Below are 16,401 nucleotides of genomic sequence, written 5' to 3'. Positions count from 1 at the left end.
GACTCCCGACTTCCACACGCACGCGACCTCCCCGGCTCCACACACGCCGTTCTCCGTTCCGGGCGCGCCGTGGCGTGTCCGGTGCGCGCCGCGGGGGCGGCACACGCCGGGACCGGCGTTCACCGCACACACCCTGGGACGGTCACACATACTTCTCCGCGAACGGCAGGATCTCGATGCCCTCGGCGCGCAGCCGGGCGGCGACCGCTCTGACGATGTCGACGGCGCCCGGGCTGTCGCCGTGCACGCACAGGGAGTCCGCCTCGACCAGGATCTCCGTCCCGTCCACGGCCGTGACGGGCTCGCCGCGGGCGATGCGCAGGCAGCGCTCGGCGATCGCCTCGGGGTCGTGCAGCACCGCGCCGGGCTCGCGGCGGGACACCAGGGTGCCCTCCGGCGTGTAGGCGCGGTCGGCGAAGGCCTCGCGGTGGGTGCGCAGGCCCGCCTTCTCCGCCGCCTCCAGGAAACGCGACCCTGGCAGCCCCAGGACCGGCAGGTCGGGGTCGAACTCCCGCACGGCCGTGACGACCGCCTCCGCCTGCTCCTGGTGGTGCACGATGGCGTTGTAGAGCGCGCCGTGCGGCTTGACGTAGCGGACGCGGTCGCCCGCCAGGCGGGTGAAGGCGGCCAGCGCGCCCAGCTGGTAGACGACCTCGTTCGTCAGTTCGGCCGGCGGCACGTCCATGAAGCGGCGGCCGAACCCGGCCAGGTCGCGGTAGGACACGTGCGCGCCGACGGCCACTCCGCGTTCGGCGGCCTCCTCCGTCGTGCGGCGCAGCACGGTCGGGTCCCCGGCGTGGAACCCGCAGGCGACGTTGGCGCTGGTGACGATGGACAGCAGGGTCCGGTCGTCACCGAGCTCCCAGCGGCCGAAGTGCTCCCCGAGGTCGGAGTTGAGGTCGATGCGCAACGTCGTTGCTCCTTCGTGTTCGTGCCCGGGCTCCGACCGGACCGGGCTCCTATCGGGCTTCTACCCGGTCCGGCGCGCCGTATCGGACGGGGCCGGGGGCTGTGGACGACCGCGGGACCGCCCGTGCGCGACGGCCCCGCGGCGGCCCCGCGGTGGAGGGATCACTGCCAGAGGGCGGCGATCCCGCTGAGGGAGTTGGCGGCCATGTAGGCGGTGAGCGCCCACGCCAGCCAGCCGATGACGAGCAGCCAGACCGGGTACCGGTAGCCGCCCAGCAGGTCGCGGGAGCGGCGGGTGGCGACGTAGAGCATGATCCCGAGGCCGACCGGCAGGATCACGCCGTTGAGCGCTCCGGCGAGGACGAGCAGCGTGGTCGGCGCCTGCCCGGAGACCAGCAGGATGACCAGGGAGACCCCGATGAAGGCCGTCACCAGTGTCCCGCGCCGCTTCTCCAGCAGCGGGTGGAAGGTGGAGACGAACGAGATCGACGTGTAGGACGCGCCGATGACGGAGCTGACCGCCGCCGCCCACATGATCACGCCGAACAGGCGCATGCCGACGTCGCCCGCGGCCTGCTGGAAGGCTTCGGCCGCCGGGTTGGCCGAGTCCAGGAGCGAGGCGCCGCCGGCGACCACGCCCAGGACCGCGAGGAAGAGCAGGACGCGCATCACGCCGGTGACGACGATGCCGGTGACGGAGGTCTGGGTGATGGCGGCGACGTTCTCGCGCCCGCCCTTGCCGAGTTCGACGAGCCGGTGCACGCCCGCGTAGGTGATGTAGCCGCCGACGGTGCCGCCGATGATCGTCACGGTGGCCAGGAAGACGTCGGCGCCCAGGTGGTCGGGCAGGACGGACTGGCGCAGGGCCTCGCCGACCGGCGGCCGGGAGACGACGGCGACGTAGAGGGTGAGGGCGATCATCCCGACGCCGAGCACGACGAGGATCCGGTCCAGCGCCGCGCCCAGGCGCTTGGCGCCCAGGATGACGACGGCGAGGAGCGCGGACAGGACTGCGCCCCAGCGGGTGTCGAGACCGGTCATGGCGTCCAGGCCGAGCCCGGTGCCCGCCAGGTTGCCGACGTTGAAGACCAGGCCGCCGAAGACGATGAGGGCGGCCAGCAGGTAGCCGGCGCCGGGCACGACCTTGTTGGCCAGGTCCTGGGCGCGCATGTTCGCGACGCCGATGACCCGCCAGATGTTCAGCTGGACGGCGATGTCGACCAGGATCGACACGAGGATCGCGAACGCGAAGGTGGCGCCGAGCTGCGCGGTGAAGGTCGTGGTCTGGGTGATGAAGCCGGGGCCCACGGCACTGGTGGCCATGAGGAACAGGGCGCCGAGCAGTCCGCTGCTCAGCGTGACGCGGCCGAAACGGGGCCGCACCTTGGCGGGTGCGGGAGGGATGTCGCCCATGGGTTCTCCTGAACAGTGGCGATGAGGGGGTTGCACGACGGCCACCCACGCCGTCGTGGGATTGTTGAACAATACTTCAAAGCTTGGGGAATCTGTAGAGGGCCCGAACGTAAAATCGCACGACTCCGGTACGTAACATGGGAGATCCACGAGCCCCGAAGGAGCCCACGTTGACGGCGACGGACGACCACATCGACCGGCTCCCCGAGGCCGACGCCGCCCTGGCGCCGGTCAGCAGCCAGGCCGAGCGGGTCGCCGACATGCTCCGCTCGTTCGTCATCAACGGCTCCCTCGCCCCCGGCGTCCGCCTGTCCGAGGAGCGGCTCAGCCGCAAGTACGAGGTCTCCCGCAACACCCTGCGCGAGGCGTTCCGCCTGCTCAGCCGCGAGCGCCTGCTGGTCCACCAGATGCACCGCGGCGTGTTCGTCAGCCGGCCGACCTGCGCCGACGTGCGCGACCTCTTCAGCGTCCGGCGGCACCTGGAGCTGCCCGCCGTCCGCCGGGCCGACCGCGCCGACGCCGAGGCCGTCCGTGCCGTGGGCGCCGCGGTCGACGAGGGCGAGGCCGCCCGCGACCACGCCGACTGGTGGGCGATGGGCACGGCCAACATGCGCTTCCACCAGGCCCTGGCCGCGCTCGCGGGCAGCCCCCGACTCGACGAGTTCATGAACCAGGTCCTGGCCGAGACGCGGCTGGTCTTCCACGTCATGAACGACCCGGAGCAGTACCACGCCCCCTACCTGGACTGGAACCGGCGCATCCACACCGCCCTGGCCGCGGGGCGGCCGGACCGGGCCGCCGACGAACTGGCCGCGTACCTGGACGCCTCCGAGACGCAGCTCGTGACCGCCTTCACCGCCATGGAGAACGGCTCCTGACCAAGGTCCCGAAGTGCCATGATGGGGGCGCCATGGAACTGAACGGACGCCCCGTCAGCACCGGGGAACTCGCCTCCCTCGCCTTGTACGGCTACGGCCACTTCACCACCATGCTGGTGAGGGACCTGCGGGTCCGGGGCCTGGACCTGCACACGCGCCGGCTGGCCCGGGACTGCCGCACCCTCTTCGGCAGCGACCTGGACCTGCCCAGGGTCCGGGAGCTGGCCCGCCGCACCGCGCGCGAACACGGCTCCCCCACGGTGGTCCGGGTGACCGTCTACGACCCCCACATGGACCTGGCCCGCCCCGACGCCAGTGCCCTCCCGCACGTGCTGGTCACCGCCCGCCCCGCGCCCGCCCCCGGGAGCGCGCCGCCGCCCGTGCGCCTGGGCACCCGCGGATTCTGCCGCGACGCCCCCGAGGTCAAGGGCACCGGGCTCTTCGGCGCGATCCGCGAACGCCGCGCCGCCCGGCTCGACGGTTACGACGACGCCCTGTTCACCACGCCCGAGGGCCTGGTGTCCGAGGGGCCGACGTGGAACATCGGCTTCGTGGACGGCGGCGGCCTCGTGTGGCCGGAGGCCCCCGCGCTGGACGGGGTGACCGCGCGCCTGATCGACCGGGTCGCGGCCGACCTGGGCGTTCCGGTGATCCGCCGACCGCTCACGGCCTCGGCGGCCACCCGGATGTCGGGCGCCTTCGTCACCAACGCGGCCACCGGGCTGCGTCCGGTGGCCGCCCTGGACGGCGTGCACCTGCCCTCGTCGCCCGTGGTGACGAGGCTGGCCCACGGCTACGCCGAGCTGTCGGGGGACCGCTTGTAGGCCCGGCCCGGCCACCACACGCTCCGGCCGGCGTCCAGGGACAGCGCGGGCACCAGGAGGGTGCGCACGAGCAGCGTGTCCACCAGGACGCCGAACGCGACCAGGAAGGCGAGCTGGAACAGGAAGAGCAGGGGGATGACGGCCAGGGCGGCGAAGGTGGCGGCCAGCACCACGCCGGCCGAGGTGATGACCCCGCCCGTCACGGTGAGCGCCCGCAGGACGCCCTGGCGGTGCCCGTGGTCGAGGGTCTCCTCCCGTGCGCGCGACATCAGGAAGATGCTGTAGTCGACGCCGAGGGCGACCAGGAACACGAACGCGAAGAGGGGCACCACGGGGTCGGCGCCCGGCAGGCCGAGCACGTGGTCGAACAGCAGCGTGCCCACGCCCAGGGTGGCGGCGAAGGAGAGCACGTTGGCCGCGACCAGCAGCAGGGGCGCCAGGAGCGAGCGCAGCAGGGGCACCAGGACCAGGAACACCACCACGAGCACCAGTGGGACGACGACGGTGAAGTCGCGCTGCGCGGTCTCCAGGGTGTCGAGGTCGGTGGCGGTCACCCCGCCCACGAGGGCGTCGGCGCCCTCGATCCCGGACAGTTCCGCGCGCAGCTCCCGCACCGCGTCCACGGCCTCGCTCGACTCGGGTGCGGCGGCCAGGACGACCTCCACCAGGACGCGGCCGTCCACGACCAGCGGCGACTCCGCGGCGCCCGGCGGGCCTTCGGCCGCGGGCGGCCCGTCCTCGGTGTACAGGGCGGCGGAGGTGACCTCGGGCAGACCCTCGGCGGTCGCGACGACCTCGTCCAGGTGCTCGGCGTCGGCGACCACCAGGGCCGGCGCGGCGGAGGAGTCGGCACCGAATCCGCGGGTGAGCGTCTCCTGGCCGTCGACCGCCTCCACCTCGGTGCGGAAGATCTCGGACTGCCCGCTCCCGCCCGCGTCGAACTGGGGCGCGAACGCCGCGGCGGCCAGCAGCAGCGCCGAGCAGGCGAGCCAGTAGGTCCGCGGACGGCGCCCCACTGAGGCGGCCACCCGTCCCCACACCCGGTGCTGGGAGAGGACGAGCTCGGTGGACCGGGCCTGTCCGGTGTCCTCGCGGTGCGGTGCCAGCGGCCAGAAGACCGCGCGTCCGCACAGGGCCAGGGCGGCGGGCAGGAACGTCATCGCGGACAGCATGGCCGCCGCGACGCCGATCGCCACGACCGGGCCGAGGCTGCGGGTCGAGGACAGGTCGGCGGCCAGCAGGCACAGCAGGCCCAGGATGACCGTGCCGCCGGAGGCCAGCACCGGTCCCGTGACCGCGCGCGCCGCGGCCAGGGCGGCCCGCGGGGCGTGCTCGCGCACGGACAGTTCCTCGCGGTACCGGGCCACCAGCAGCAGGGCGTAGTCGGTGCAGGCCCCCACGACCAGGATGAACAGGATGCCCTGGCTCTGGCCGTTGAGGCTGACCACGCCGGTGTCGGCGGCGGCGTAGACCAGGGCTCCGGAGAGTCCGAGCGCGAGCAGCGACGCCAGGATCACCAGGACCGGCAGCAGGGGTGAACGGTAGACGGCGACCAGGATGATGAGGACCGCCACCACCGCCACGATCAGCAGCGTGGAGTCGATGCCACCGAAGGCGGCGGACAGGTCGGCCGCGTAGCCCGCGGGGCCGGTGACCTGGACGGTGAGGCCGGCGACCGCCTCCTCCTCCAGCAGGGCGCGCAGTTCCTCGACGGACTCGCCGGTGTCGGCGTCCGCGGAGATGGTGACCACGAACTGGGCCACCGAGGCGTCCTCGGTGCCGGGGAACGGCCCCGCGACCGGTTCGACGGCCCAGGGCCGCTCACCGACCCGCTCCGCGACCCCACGGACGGCGGCGAGGTCCTGCCCCGTCAGGTCGTCGTCGGCGGAGTAGACCACGATCGCCGGGGCGCCCTTCGCGCGGTCGAAGTCCTCAGCGATCGCGTCGACCTCGGTCGACTCCGCGCCGACCGGCAGGAAGGCGGCCGGGTCGTTGGTCTGTACCTCCCCCAGGCGCCCGACGAAGGAACCGAGCGGGCCCGCCCCCAGCACCCAGACCAACGTCACCAGGAGGGCCACGACGGTCCACCGCCATGGGCCCCTGGTTCTCGTTCCCGCACGTGTGCGCACCGATACCGCCTTCCGTCCGATCATTGCAAGCTCGGAATCCATGATTCTCGTTTTCCGAGCTATATCGACGACGTCAGGCTACCCCCTCCGGCGCACCGCACGCGCACCGGGTCCCGGCCACGGCACCCCCTCAGTGCGCCGCGGCCGGGTCCTCGCGCACGGCCCGCCGCGCGATGTTGCGGGCCATGGAACCGAAGACGATGCCGTGGAAGGGCGTCACCGCCCACCAGTACAGGTGCCCGGACAGTCCCCGGGGCCGGAAGAGCGCACGCTGGTGGTAGACGGTACGGCCCCCGACACGCGCCACCCCCAGTTCCAGCCACGCGAGGCCGGGCAACCGCATCTCCGCGCGCAGGCGCAGCAGGCGGCCGGGAACGATCTCCTCCACGCGCCAGAAGTCCAGCGAGTCGCCCACCCGCAGCCGACCCGGGTCGCGGCGGCCCCGGCGCGGCCCCACCCCGCCCAAGGCCAGGTCGATCCATCCGCGGGCCGACCACGCCAGCGGCCACGAGTACCAGCCGCGCTCGCCGCCGATCCCCTCGACGACGCTCCACAGCCGCTCCGGCGAGGCCTGGACGCGGCGGGCCCGGCGGTCGGTGTACAGGCTGCCCCCGGCCCAGTCGGGGTCGGTGGGCAGCGGGTCCGACGGCGCGTCCGGCCAGGCCGCCGACGACCAGCGCGTGTCCACCCGCGCCTGGTCGGTCCGGCGCAGCGCCAGCTCCACGGCCTGGTCGAACCCGATCCGGCCGTGGTCGTCCAGTGCCTCGGACAGGTCGTCCTCGCCGCAGACGGCGTCGTGGCGCAGCGACTCCACGAGCGGCCGGGCGACCGCCGGCGGCACCGGCGTGATGAGTCCGACCCACAGGCTGGACAGCCCGGGCGAGAGCACCGGCACCGGCACGATCAGCCGGCGCGGCAGACCCGCCACCCGGGCGAAGCGCTGGATCATCGCGGCGTAGGTGAGCACGTCCGGACCGCCGATGTCGAAGGAGCGGTCGGTCCCCTCCGGCAGGTCCAGCGCACGGGTCAGCAGCCGGAGCACGTCGCGGACCGCGATCGGCTGGACCCGGCTGCGCACCCAGCGCGGGGTCGTCATCGCCGGAAGGCGCTCGGTCAGGTACCGCAGCATCTCGAACGACGCGGACCCCGACCCGATGATCACCGCGGCGCGCAGGACCACGGCCGGGACCGGCCCCTCCAGCAGGATCCGGCCCACCTCCTCGCGGGAGGCCATGTGCGGTGACAGGTCCGCCTCGTGGGGCGCGAGGCCGCCCAGGTAGACCAGGCGGCGCACGCCCGCCTCGCCCGACGCGCGGGCGACGTTGTCCGCCGCCCGCGCGTCGCTCCCCTCGAAGCCGCGTCCGCCCCCCATGGAATGCACCAGGTAGTAGGCGGCCGCGACTCCCTCCAGGGCGTCGGCCAGTCCCTCCCCAGAGACGACGTCGCCCTGGAAGACCTCGACCCGGTCGCGCCACGGGTGGTCGCGCAGCTTGCCGGGCGTCCGGGCCAGACAGCGCACCTGGTGCCCCGCGGCCAGCAGCTCGGGGACGAGGCGACCGCCGATGTAGCCGGTCGCCCCCATGACCAGCACCCTCATCGGGCCGCTCCCCCGTGCCACCGCCCCCGCACGCGGTGCTCACGGAACGGGTTGTCCTCCGCCAGACCGCCGCTGAAGCGCCCGTACATCCCGAAGGTCATCAGCATCAGCCCCACGACGAAGCTGAACATGACGTTGGGCATCGAGAAGGCCAGGACGTTGGGACCCGCGCTCATCAGGTACAGGTTGACCAGTCCGCTCGCCACGAACGCCGTGCCCATCAGGGTGCACACCGTGGAGGCGAACACCCCGCCCAGGACCGCCGCCCCCAGCAGCAGCGCGCCGAAGGCCACGGAGAGGAACCCCAGTGCCCCGTTGGTGGACAGTCCCGCGATCACCTCCCCCTGCGTGTCGAACAGCGGCAGGCGCACGGTCAGCCCCGCCAGCCCGAAGCCGATCAGGATGAGCGCGGTGACACCCGAGCCCACCCGGTAGACGATGTCCAGCCGACGGTCCGACCTGCGACTACGGTCCAGTTCCATGATCCGCCCCCCTCGCGGTGGTCACACGGCTAGAGTCTGCCCACAGTGGCGCAAGCCACAACTCGCATCGCTTTCGCATCGGTTGGGGGCCATGTCCGACGCACTCACTCCCGGAGCGGCCGCGCGCCTGCTCGGCGTGGCCCCGGCCACCCTGCGCAGTTGGGACCGCCGTTACGGCATCGGTCCGCGCGAGCGCAGTCCGGGGGGCCACCGCCGCTACGGCCGCGAGGACATCGCCCGGCTGCGTGCCCTGTGCCGGCTGGTGGGCGAGGGCCTGCCGCCCGCCGAGGCGGCACGACAAGCACTCGACACGCGGCTCGGATCGGTCTCCGAGGACGGGGCCGCGGACGGCGACCCGGCCTCCGCCGACCCGGGTCTGCCGGTCGGCCGGGCCGGGGCCTCACTCCAGGGCCTGGCGCGCGCGGCGGCGCGCATGGACGCCGACCTCGTGGAGTCCCTGCTGGAGAAGAGCCTGAGCGAGGCGGGCGTCGTGACCGTCTGGGAGGAGTTGGCGCAGCCCCTCCTGTACGGCATGGGGCGCAAGTGGGAGGCGACCCGCACCTACGTCGAGGTGGAGCACCTGTTGTCGTGGTGCGTCTCCTCGGCCCTGCGCCGGGTCGCCGCGGGGCGGGCGGACGAGGCGACGCGGGAGCGGCCGGTACTGCTGGCCTGCACACCCTGGGAGATGCACGGCCTGCCGGTCGAGGCCCTGGCGGCGGCCCTGCGCGAGGCCGGATCGCCGCACCGCGTGCTGGGCCCCTGCACGCCGGTGGAGGCGACGCTGCGCGCCCTGCGCCGCCTCGGCCCCCGCGCCCTGGTGCTGTGGTCGCACGCGCCGACCCGGGCCGACGGCGCCGTCCTGGCCGCGGCCGCCAGAGCGGCCGCCGATGCTCCTGTCGGCACCGCCGTCTTCACCGCCGGGCCCGGGTGGCGGGAGGTCGGCGGCGCAGGCCGTCTCGCGGGCGGACACCTGACCTCGCTGCGCGACGCGGTCGCGGTCCTGCTGTCGGGGCGGTAGGCGCCGCGCTCAGCGCGTCCCGGCCGGGCCGGAACGCCCGCGGAGGATGTGCCACAGGTGTTCGGCGGTGGTGAGGGACATCGCTCCGACCGGGGTCGTCAGGCCCATGGCCAGTTCGCGGTGCAGGGGGGAGTCGCCGTCCAGGAAGGCCAGCACGTCGCCGAACCCGTTGCGCGTGAACAGCCGGGTGAAGAACTCCGCCCCCTGCACCCGCCCGGTGTCCAGGGCACGCAGCATGACCGCGTCCATGGCCAGGTGGCGGCGGCGGTGCGGGACCGGCGGCACAGGCACGCGATCCGCCGCGAGGGCGGCGGCCACGGCGCGCGCCTGGCGTCCCACCCCGCTGAACGTGTAGCCGGTGGAGGGCCGGGTCGCTCCCCCGGCCGCCCCCACCTGGAACAGCCGCCGCCCCACCCGGGTGGGCATGCGGGCGTCGGTCATCGGGATGACGCCCTGTTCGGCGGCGGTCACCTCCACCCCGCCCAGCCCGACCAGGTCGCAGTAGTGGGCCAGCGCCCTCTCGTACTCGGGCGTGGTCAGGGCCGTGCGTCCGAACTCGGTGTACTCGACCAGCGCGGTCCGCCGCGTGAGCGGGAGCACGTAGCCGAAGGACACCCCGTGCCGGGGCTGGGGCGTGCGCAGGTCCATCAGCACGGCCGCCCCGGGATCGAAGGCGTCGTCCCGGGTGCGCACGAACCAGCCCCGGAAGTGCTGGAGCAGCCGGGTCCGCGCCGGGAGGTGGCGGCGCGGCGGACGGGAGTCGAACACCCAGCGGGCGGTGAGGGCCTCCGGCGAGCCGTCGGGGGCCTCGGCGGACACCGTGGCGTGGTCGGGTCCGTCCGCCAGGCCCCTCACGAACAGCGTGCGCTGGTCCACGTGCCCGTCCGCGTGGGCGCGCACGTGCTCGGCGACGTCGGTCGAGCGGAGCATCTTGTACACGTAGGGGTCGGCCCGGGAGGTGCGCGTCGTCCCGTCGGCGCCCACGACGGCCAGGTTCTCCCAGCGCGCGGCCAGCAGCGCGTCCCACGGTCCCCCGTCCCGTTCCCAGAAGCACCAGGTCCGGGGCGGCGGAGTGTGCGGGCCCGGCGGCGCCTCGACCAGCACCGCGTCCAAGGGAACGCCGCGCCGTTCGTTGACCCGCCCCATCAGGTGGGCGAGAGTGAGCCCGGCGGCTCCCCCGCCGATGATCGCCACGTCGTAGTCGGCCATGCGACCAGCATGCCCGCCGCGGGCCGGTCCGCGGGCGGGCGACATCCGACGGCCAGGGGAAGGTATGCCCAGCACCACGATCCAGATGAAGCACGGCGCGGTCACCGACGAGTTCGACCACGCCGCGGCGTCCTACGACCGACTGGTGGCCGCCAACCCCGGCTACCACTCCCATCTGCGCGCGTCCGCCCGGCGGCTGCGCCTGCCGGACCGCGGGGAGGGCCTGCGCCTGCTGGACCTGGGCTGCGGGACCGGCGCCTCCACCGCCGCCCTGCTGCGCGCGGCGCCGCTGGCGCGGATCGTCGCGGTGGACGCCTCCCGGGGCATGCTCGACGCGGCCGCCGCCAAGACCTGGCCGCCGGGGGTGTCCTTCCACCGGGCCCGGGCCGAGGAGGTCACTCCCGCGTGGGCGGCCGAGCACCTCGGCGGGCCCGCCGACGCCGTCTTCGCCGCCTACCTGGTCCGCAACGTGCCCGACCCCGACGCGCTGTTGGCCTCGGTGCGCTCTGTGCTGCGGCCCGGAGGCCGGCTGGCCCTGCACGAGTACTCCGTGGCCGACTCCCCCGCGGCGCGCGCGGTGTGGTCGGCGGTGTGCTGGGGTGTGGTGATCCCGGCCGGGGGCCTGCTCACCGGGCGCACGGACCTGTTCCGCTACCTGTGGCGCAGCGCCATGGAGTTCGACGGGCGCGCGGGCCTGCTGGAGCGGATGCGCCGGGCCGGACTGGTGGACGTGGCGAGCGCGCCGCTGCCCGGATGGCAGTACGGGATCACGCACACGTTCGTGGGCGCCCGCCCGGGACGGGCCGGATGACGGCGGGCCCGACGAGGGCGGTCGTCGCGGCGGCTCCCGGGCCGCCGGGCGCGGACCGCCGGGCCGAGGCCCTGCACCCCGCGCCGCCCTCCGGCCCCCGGCCGCGGGACACGCCCCGCGCGGCGGTGGTCGGCGGCGGGATCGCCGGACTGGCCGCGGCCTGCGCTCTGGCGGAGCGGGGCGTGCGGGCGGTGGTGTTCGAGCGAGAGGACTCCCTGGGCGGCCGGCTGCGCGGCTGGGAGACCGTCCTGAACGACGGGTCCCGGGCCACCATGACGCGGGGCTTCCACGCGTTCTTCCGGCAGTACTACAACCTGCGGGCGCTGCTGCGGCGGGCCGACCCCGGTCTGAAGGGGCTGGTCCCGCTCGCGGACTACCCGCTCGTGCACCGCGACGGGCCGCGCGACCGCTTCTCCGGCCTCCCGTCGACCCCGCCGTGGAACGCCGCGGCCCTGGCGGCCGTGAGCCCGAGCTTCCCGCTGCGCGACCTGGCACGCGTGAACGTGCCCGCCGCCCTGCAACTGCTGGACGTGGACACACCCGGGGTCTACGAACGCCTGGACCACCTGGGCGCACGGGAGTTCCTGGACACCGTCCGCTTCCCGCCGACCGCCCGCCACCTGGCCTTCGAGGTGTTCACCCGCAGCTTCTTCGCCTCCCCGGACCGGCTCTCGGCCGCCGAGCTGGCGGTCATGTTCCACCTGTACTTCCTCGGCTCGTCCGAGGGACTGGTCTTCGACGTGCCCCGCTCGCCGTTCCCCCTGGCGCTGTGGGACCCGCTGGGCGCCCACCTGGCCGGGGCGGGGGCCGTGCTGCGCCCCGGCACGCCGGTCGGGTCGGTGGAGCGCGGGCGGCACCGGCGGTTCCGGATCGCGTGCGGCGACCGGGAGTCGCCGGAGTTCGACGGCGTGGTGCTCGCGACCGACCCGGGCGGACTGCGCGCCCTCGTCGCGGCCTCCCCCGGCCTGGGAGACGCCGCCTGGCGCGAACGGGTGGCGGGCCTGCCGAGCGCGCCGCCCTTCCTGGTCTCGCGCTACTGGCTGGACCGGCCCGTGCGCCCGCACCGCCCCGCCTTCCTGGGCACCGCCGGCTACCCCTCCCTGGACAACGTCAGCGTGCTGGAGCGCTACGAGGACCAGGCCCGCGACTGGGCACGGCGCACCGGCGGCTCGGTCGTGGAGCTGCACGCCTACGCGCTGGCGCCCGGGTGCGACCCCGGCGCCGAGCGGGCCTCGCTGTGGGAGCAGGCCGCCACCGTCTACCCGGAGCTGCGCGGTGCCCGCGCGGTCGACGCGCGGCACGAGCTGCGGGCGGACTGCCCGCTGTTCCCGCCTGGGGGCCACCGGCACCGTGTACGGGTCGGCACGCCCGATCCGCTGCTGGCGGTCGCCGGCGACCACGTGCGCGTGGACCTGCCGGTCGCACTGATGGAACGCGCCGCCACCAGCGGCTTCCTGGCCGCCAACGCACTGCTGTCGCGCTGGGGGCTGCCGGGGCACACCGTGTGGAGCGTGCCGACGCGCGGACGCAGCCGGGCGCTGAGCGCCCTGGCCCGGGCCGCGCGTCAGCCCGGCCAGCGGCCCGAGGCGCGCAGCAGGTAGCGGCGCTCCGCGTAGGCGAGGTCGTCGCGCCACAGCCGCCGGGCGGCCGTGCGCACCAGCGGGCGTACGGCTCCGGAGAGCCGGCGGGCCAGCGCGAAGCCTGGGCGGTCGGACACGGCCACGGTCGCCTCGATCACCGCCGTGCGCGGCACGCCGTTCCGGTCCGTGCCCAGGGGCGTGGCGTGCGTCTCGACCACGCTGCCCCGCCCCTCGCCCTCGGTGATGCGCATGACGACGGTCCGCGGTTCGGGGCAGGTGAACTCGGCCCGGACCGGGACGCCCCACCGCCCGGCCACCTTGAAGCCCACGTCCACGACCATCCGGTCGGGATCGGGGTCGGGGCCCTCCGGCACCTCGACGACCCTGAGCCCCAGGAACGAGTAGGGGTGGAACCAGGACCCGTGCCAGGGGTCGAGGCGGTTGGCGATCACGTCCTCGGGCTCGCAGCGGCCCGCCAGGCTCTCCACGGCGGCGATGGCGGTCCCGGCCCGGGGACGCTCGGGCACGACCGGTTCCGGCAGGGGCTCCTCCCCGCCCTCGCGGTCCAGGCGCACCCACACGAGCACGCCGTCGTCGTGCGCGGGGTAGGGGCTCCAGCCCGGAAACCCGTCGGAGCCCAGGGAGAGCCCGTGCCACCGGCACACCAGGCGCCCCTCGGCCACCGCGCCCCGGCACAGCGGCGCGCCCAGGTGCGGGCAGGCGCCCGGGCCGGCGTGCGGGGTCCCGTCCGGGGTCCGCCAGGCCACCAGCTCCGTACCGGCGACCACCCGGCCGAACGGCCGGTCCGCGCGGACCTGCTCACTGGCGGCGAGGACGAACCAGTTGCCGGAGGGCCGGGCCAGCGCCCGTTTGAGCGCGGCTCCGATGACGGCCGGGGCGGCGCCCCGCCAGGTGGGCTCCTGGGCGCTCCACCGGGGCGAGGGCAGGCGGGACAGCGGAATCCGGCCGGTCCCGGGGCCGGAGGTACCAGGGGTGCCAGGGGTGTCAGAGGTGCTCACGATTCGGTCCTCCACAGGTGGGCGCCGCGTTCCGGGCCGCGCGGACGCGGAACCGACCGCGCGAGGAGCGAACGGGCGAGGGCGGGTACGGCGGCGACCGCCTTGCGCGTGTCCGAGACCCGGTGACGGGTGCTCCAGACATCGTGGTCGGCCGCGCGGATCTCCTCCAGGATCGCCCGGTAGAGCCGGAAGGCCGTGGCGACACACGGCCGGGCCACGGGCGAGAGCATCGCGATGCCGGGGCGCGCCCTGCGGTAGAAGTCCTCGTTGACCTCCACCATGGCCGCGACCGCGCGGCGCACGCGCGGCTCCGCGGCGCGGGCGCGCCGACAGCGCTCCAGCAGGCCCCGGTCGACCCCGTGCTCGGCCAGCACGTCCGCGGGCAGGTAGACGCGCCCTCGCGCCAGGTCCTCGGCCACGTCGCGCAGGAAGTTGGTGAGCTGGAAGGCCTCGCCCAGCGCGGCGGCGTGCGGGGCGGCCTCCTCGCGGGGCACCACGGTGCCCAGGACGGGCAGCACCTGGAGGCCGATCACGGCCGCGGACCCGTACATGTAGGAGCGCAGGTGCGCCAGGTCCGTGTAGTGCGTGACGGTCAGGTCCATGCGCATCGAGGCCATGAACGCCGTGAAGTAGTCGTCGGGCAGCCGGTAGCGCCGGGCCGTGTCCGCGAGGGCGCGCAGCGCGGGATCGGCGGCCGCGCCGCCGGACAGCGCCAGGGCCAGTCCGGCCTCCACGGCGTCCAGGCGCTCGTGCACTGCGGCGGCGGCGGTCCCCGGAGGGGGCTCGTCGACGATGTCGTCCACCCACCGCGCGAACCCGTACAGCGCGTGGACCGCGGGCCGGCGCCCGGGCGGCAGGACGCGCGTGGCCGTGTAGTAGGTGCGCCCGTGGCGGGCGTGCAGGGCGCGGCAGTACACGTAGTCGGCGCGCAACCGGCTCCCCGTGATGCCGGCCGCGTCCAGCTCGCCGACGACGCCCGTCACCGGCCGCCTCCGGTCCGGGACAGCACGCGCGCGGCGGCCAGCTTGCCCGAGACCAGGACGGTGGGCACGCCGACCCCGGGTGTGGTCCCGCAGCCGGCCAGGACCGCGTTCGCCGTGCCGGGCACGGTGTTGCCCGGGCGGAAGGGCCCGGTCTGGGCGAAGGTGTGCGCGAGGGAGAACGGCGTCCCGTACGCGAGCCCCTGCCGTGCCCAGTCGGCCGGGGTGACCAGGCGTTCGGCGCGGATCGAGGATCCCAGGCCGCTCAGCCCGCGCTCCTCCAGCGTGGCGACCAGGCGGTCCCGGTAGCGCGGGCCCTCGGCGTCCCAGTCGATCCGCCCGGCGGCGAGGTTGGGCGCGGGCGCGAGCACGTACAGCAGGTGCCGTCCCTCGGGCGCCAGGGCGGGGTCGGTGGCCGTGGGCCGGGTCACCAGCAGGGAGGGGTCGCTCATGGGCCGCCCCTCACCGATGATCTCCTCGAAGGTGCGCCGCCAGGCGCCGCCGAACGAGATCGTGTGGTGGGCCAGGGAGTCCCACGTGCGGTCCGTGCCCAGGTGCAGGACCACGGCCGAGGGCGAGAAGCGGTGCGCCACCGGGCGGCGGGCCCGGTGGCCCAGCAGCCGGTGCGCCGCGGGCAGGTCGGTGGTGAGCACGACCTGGTCGCAGGGCAGCCGCTCCCCCTGGTCGGTCAGCACGGCGGTGACCCGGTCGCCGCTGCGCTCCAACCGCGTCACCGACTCCCCGTAGCGCAGGACGCCGCCCGCCTTGGCCGCCGCGGCGGCCAGGGCGTCGCCCACGGCGCGCATGCCGCCCCGCGGGAAGTAGACGCCCGCGACGGTGTCCATGTAGGCGATGACTCCGTAGGCGGCCAGCGCCCGGTCCGGCGGCACCCCCGCGTACAGCGACTGGAAGGAGAAGATCCGGCGCAGCCGCTCGTCGCGCACGCGGCGGCCCACGGCCGGGGCCAGGCGGCCGAACCCGCCCAGGGCCGCCAGCCGCAGCAGGTCGGGCCGCACCAGGTCCAGGGGCGAGTCGAACTGGGCGTCGATGAACGAGCGCATCTCGATCCGGTACAGGCGGGTGAGCCACTCGCGCAGGCGCAGGTAGCCGACCGCCTCGCGGGGCCCGGCCACGCGCAGGACCTCGGCGGCCATCGCCGCGCGGTCGGTGTGGACGTCGATGGTGGAGCCGTCGGCGAAGGCGGCCCGGTAGGCGGGGGCCAGGGGCACCAGGTCCAGGCGCTCGTGGACCGACTCCCCGACCGCTCCGAGCGCCTCGTCGAGCAGGTCGGGCATGGTCAGAACGGTCGGCCCGGTGTCGATCCGGAACCCGTCCAGGTCCAGTCGGCCGGCGCGCCCGCCCGGATGGTCCTCGCGTTCGACCACGACGACGTCGCGTCCGGCGCCCAGCAGGTGCAGGGCGCACGCCAGGCCGGACAGGCCCGCCCCGACCACGACGACGGGGTCGCGCCCGCGGGGCCCCCGGGGGCGGCGTCCGTCCCGGGCGCCCCGGTTCCGGTGGATCGGCATGATCGTTGGTCCTCTCCCGCCCC

14 protein-coding genes are annotated in these 16,401 nt (G+C 75.1%); 5 read left to right on the top strand and 9 right to left on the bottom strand.

Features of this window, described 5'->3' with window-relative positions:
* Positions 1 to 142: 142 nt before the first annotated feature.
* Both HNR10_RS22845 and HNR10_RS22840 read right to left on the bottom strand, forming a co-directional pair.
* The gene (locus tag HNR10_RS22845; RefSeq protein WP_179826805.1) at positions 143 to 910 is read right to left on the bottom strand and encodes a LamB/YcsF family protein; all 768 of its coding nucleotides are present in this window, start codon (positions 908 to 910) and stop codon (positions 143 to 145) included.
* A 161-nt stretch (positions 911 to 1,071) separates the two neighbouring features.
* Positions 1,072 to 2,322 carry an NRAMP family divalent metal transporter gene (locus HNR10_RS22840; RefSeq protein ID WP_179826803.1) on the bottom strand — a complete coding sequence of 417 codons (1,251 nt, stop codon included), beginning with the start codon at positions 2,320 to 2,322 and terminating at the stop codon, positions 1,072 to 1,074.
* A 170-nt stretch (positions 2,323 to 2,492) separates the two neighbouring features.
* Here HNR10_RS22840 and HNR10_RS22835 point away from each other — a divergent pair, with 170 nt between their 5' ends.
* Positions 2,493 to 3,200: a GntR family transcriptional regulator gene (locus HNR10_RS22835; RefSeq protein WP_179826800.1), complete on the top strand. Its 708-nt coding sequence runs from the start codon at positions 2,493 to 2,495 to the stop codon at positions 3,198 to 3,200.
* Positions 3,201 to 3,232: 32 nt separating this feature from the next.
* The gene (locus HNR10_RS22830) at positions 3,233 to 4,024 is read left to right on the top strand and encodes an aminotransferase class IV (protein WP_179826798.1); all 792 of its coding nucleotides are present in this window, start codon (positions 3,233 to 3,235) and stop codon (positions 4,022 to 4,024) included.
* On the opposite strand, the gene HNR10_RS22825 is transcribed toward HNR10_RS22830, so the two are convergent.
* From HNR10_RS22825 to HNR10_RS22815, 3 genes are all read right to left on the bottom strand, one after another.
* Positions 3,994 to 6,177 (bottom strand): MMPL family transporter, encoded by a 2,184-nt coding sequence (locus HNR10_RS22825; RefSeq protein ID WP_179826788.1) that lies wholly within the window; start codon positions 6,175 to 6,177, stop codon positions 3,994 to 3,996. The genes HNR10_RS22830 and HNR10_RS22825 overlap by 31 nt on opposite strands.
* Before the next feature lie 106 nt (positions 6,178 to 6,283).
* Positions 6,284 to 7,750, bottom strand: coding sequence for an SDR family oxidoreductase (locus tag HNR10_RS22820; protein ID WP_179826786.1), 1,467 nt, complete (start codon positions 7,748 to 7,750; stop codon positions 6,284 to 6,286).
* Positions 7,747 to 8,232, bottom strand: a complete 486-nt coding sequence (locus HNR10_RS22815) for a DUF4383 domain-containing protein (protein WP_179826784.1) — start codon at positions 8,230 to 8,232, stop codon at positions 7,747 to 7,749. The genes HNR10_RS22820 and HNR10_RS22815 overlap by 4 nt, the downstream gene beginning before the upstream one ends.
* Before the next feature lie 91 nt (positions 8,233 to 8,323).
* Between HNR10_RS22815 and HNR10_RS22810 the strand changes: the two genes are divergently transcribed.
* Positions 8,324 to 9,250, top strand: coding sequence for a MerR family transcriptional regulator (locus HNR10_RS22810; RefSeq protein WP_179826782.1), 927 nt, complete (start codon positions 8,324 to 8,326; stop codon positions 9,248 to 9,250).
* 9 nt (positions 9,251 to 9,259) lie between these two features.
* On the opposite strand, the gene HNR10_RS22805 is transcribed toward HNR10_RS22810, so the two are convergent.
* The gene (locus HNR10_RS22805; RefSeq protein WP_179826780.1) at positions 9,260 to 10,459 is read right to left on the bottom strand and encodes a lycopene cyclase family protein; all 1,200 of its coding nucleotides are present in this window, start codon (positions 10,457 to 10,459) and stop codon (positions 9,260 to 9,262) included.
* Positions 10,460 to 10,523: 64 nt separating this feature from the next.
* Between HNR10_RS22805 and HNR10_RS22800 the strand changes: the two genes are divergently transcribed.
* Together HNR10_RS22800 and HNR10_RS22795 are read left to right on the top strand one after the other, a co-directional pair.
* Positions 10,524 to 11,270, top strand: a complete 747-nt coding sequence (locus tag HNR10_RS22800) for a class I SAM-dependent methyltransferase (RefSeq protein WP_179826779.1) — start codon at positions 10,524 to 10,526, stop codon at positions 11,268 to 11,270.
* Positions 11,267 to 12,871 carry an FAD-dependent oxidoreductase gene (locus HNR10_RS22795; protein WP_179826777.1) on the top strand — a complete coding sequence of 535 codons (1,605 nt, stop codon included), beginning with the start codon at positions 11,267 to 11,269 and terminating at the stop codon, positions 12,869 to 12,871. Before HNR10_RS22800 ends, HNR10_RS22795 begins: the two co-directional genes overlap by 4 nt.
* Here the strand turns inward: HNR10_RS22795 and HNR10_RS22790 are convergent.
* The 3 genes from HNR10_RS22790 to crtI are packed head-to-tail and all read right to left on the bottom strand — an operon-like array spanning position 12,835 to position 16,378.
* Entirely contained in the window at positions 12,835 to 13,869 is a 1,035-nt protein-coding gene (locus tag HNR10_RS22790; protein ID WP_312889386.1) for a DUF5914 domain-containing protein, read from the bottom strand. The genes HNR10_RS22795 and HNR10_RS22790 overlap by 37 nt on opposite strands.
* A complete protein-coding gene (locus HNR10_RS22785; RefSeq protein ID WP_179826768.1) occupies positions 13,866 to 14,852 on the bottom strand; it encodes a phytoene/squalene synthase family protein in 987 nt (328 codons plus the stop codon). Before HNR10_RS22785 ends, HNR10_RS22790 begins: the two co-directional genes overlap by 4 nt.
* Positions 14,849 to 16,378, bottom strand: a complete 1,530-nt coding sequence (gene crtI / locus HNR10_RS22780; RefSeq protein ID WP_179826765.1) for a phytoene desaturase family protein — start codon at positions 16,376 to 16,378, stop codon at positions 14,849 to 14,851. Before crtI ends, HNR10_RS22785 begins: the two co-directional genes overlap by 4 nt.
* Between the last annotated feature and the right edge of the window lie 23 nt (positions 16,379 to 16,401).

The sequence above is a fragment of the Nocardiopsis aegyptia genome, assembly GCF_013410755.1.
GTDB lineage: Bacteria > Actinomycetota > Actinomycetes > Streptosporangiales > Streptosporangiaceae > Nocardiopsis > Nocardiopsis aegyptia.
This window is presented reverse-complemented; position numbering and strand designations above follow the sequence as displayed.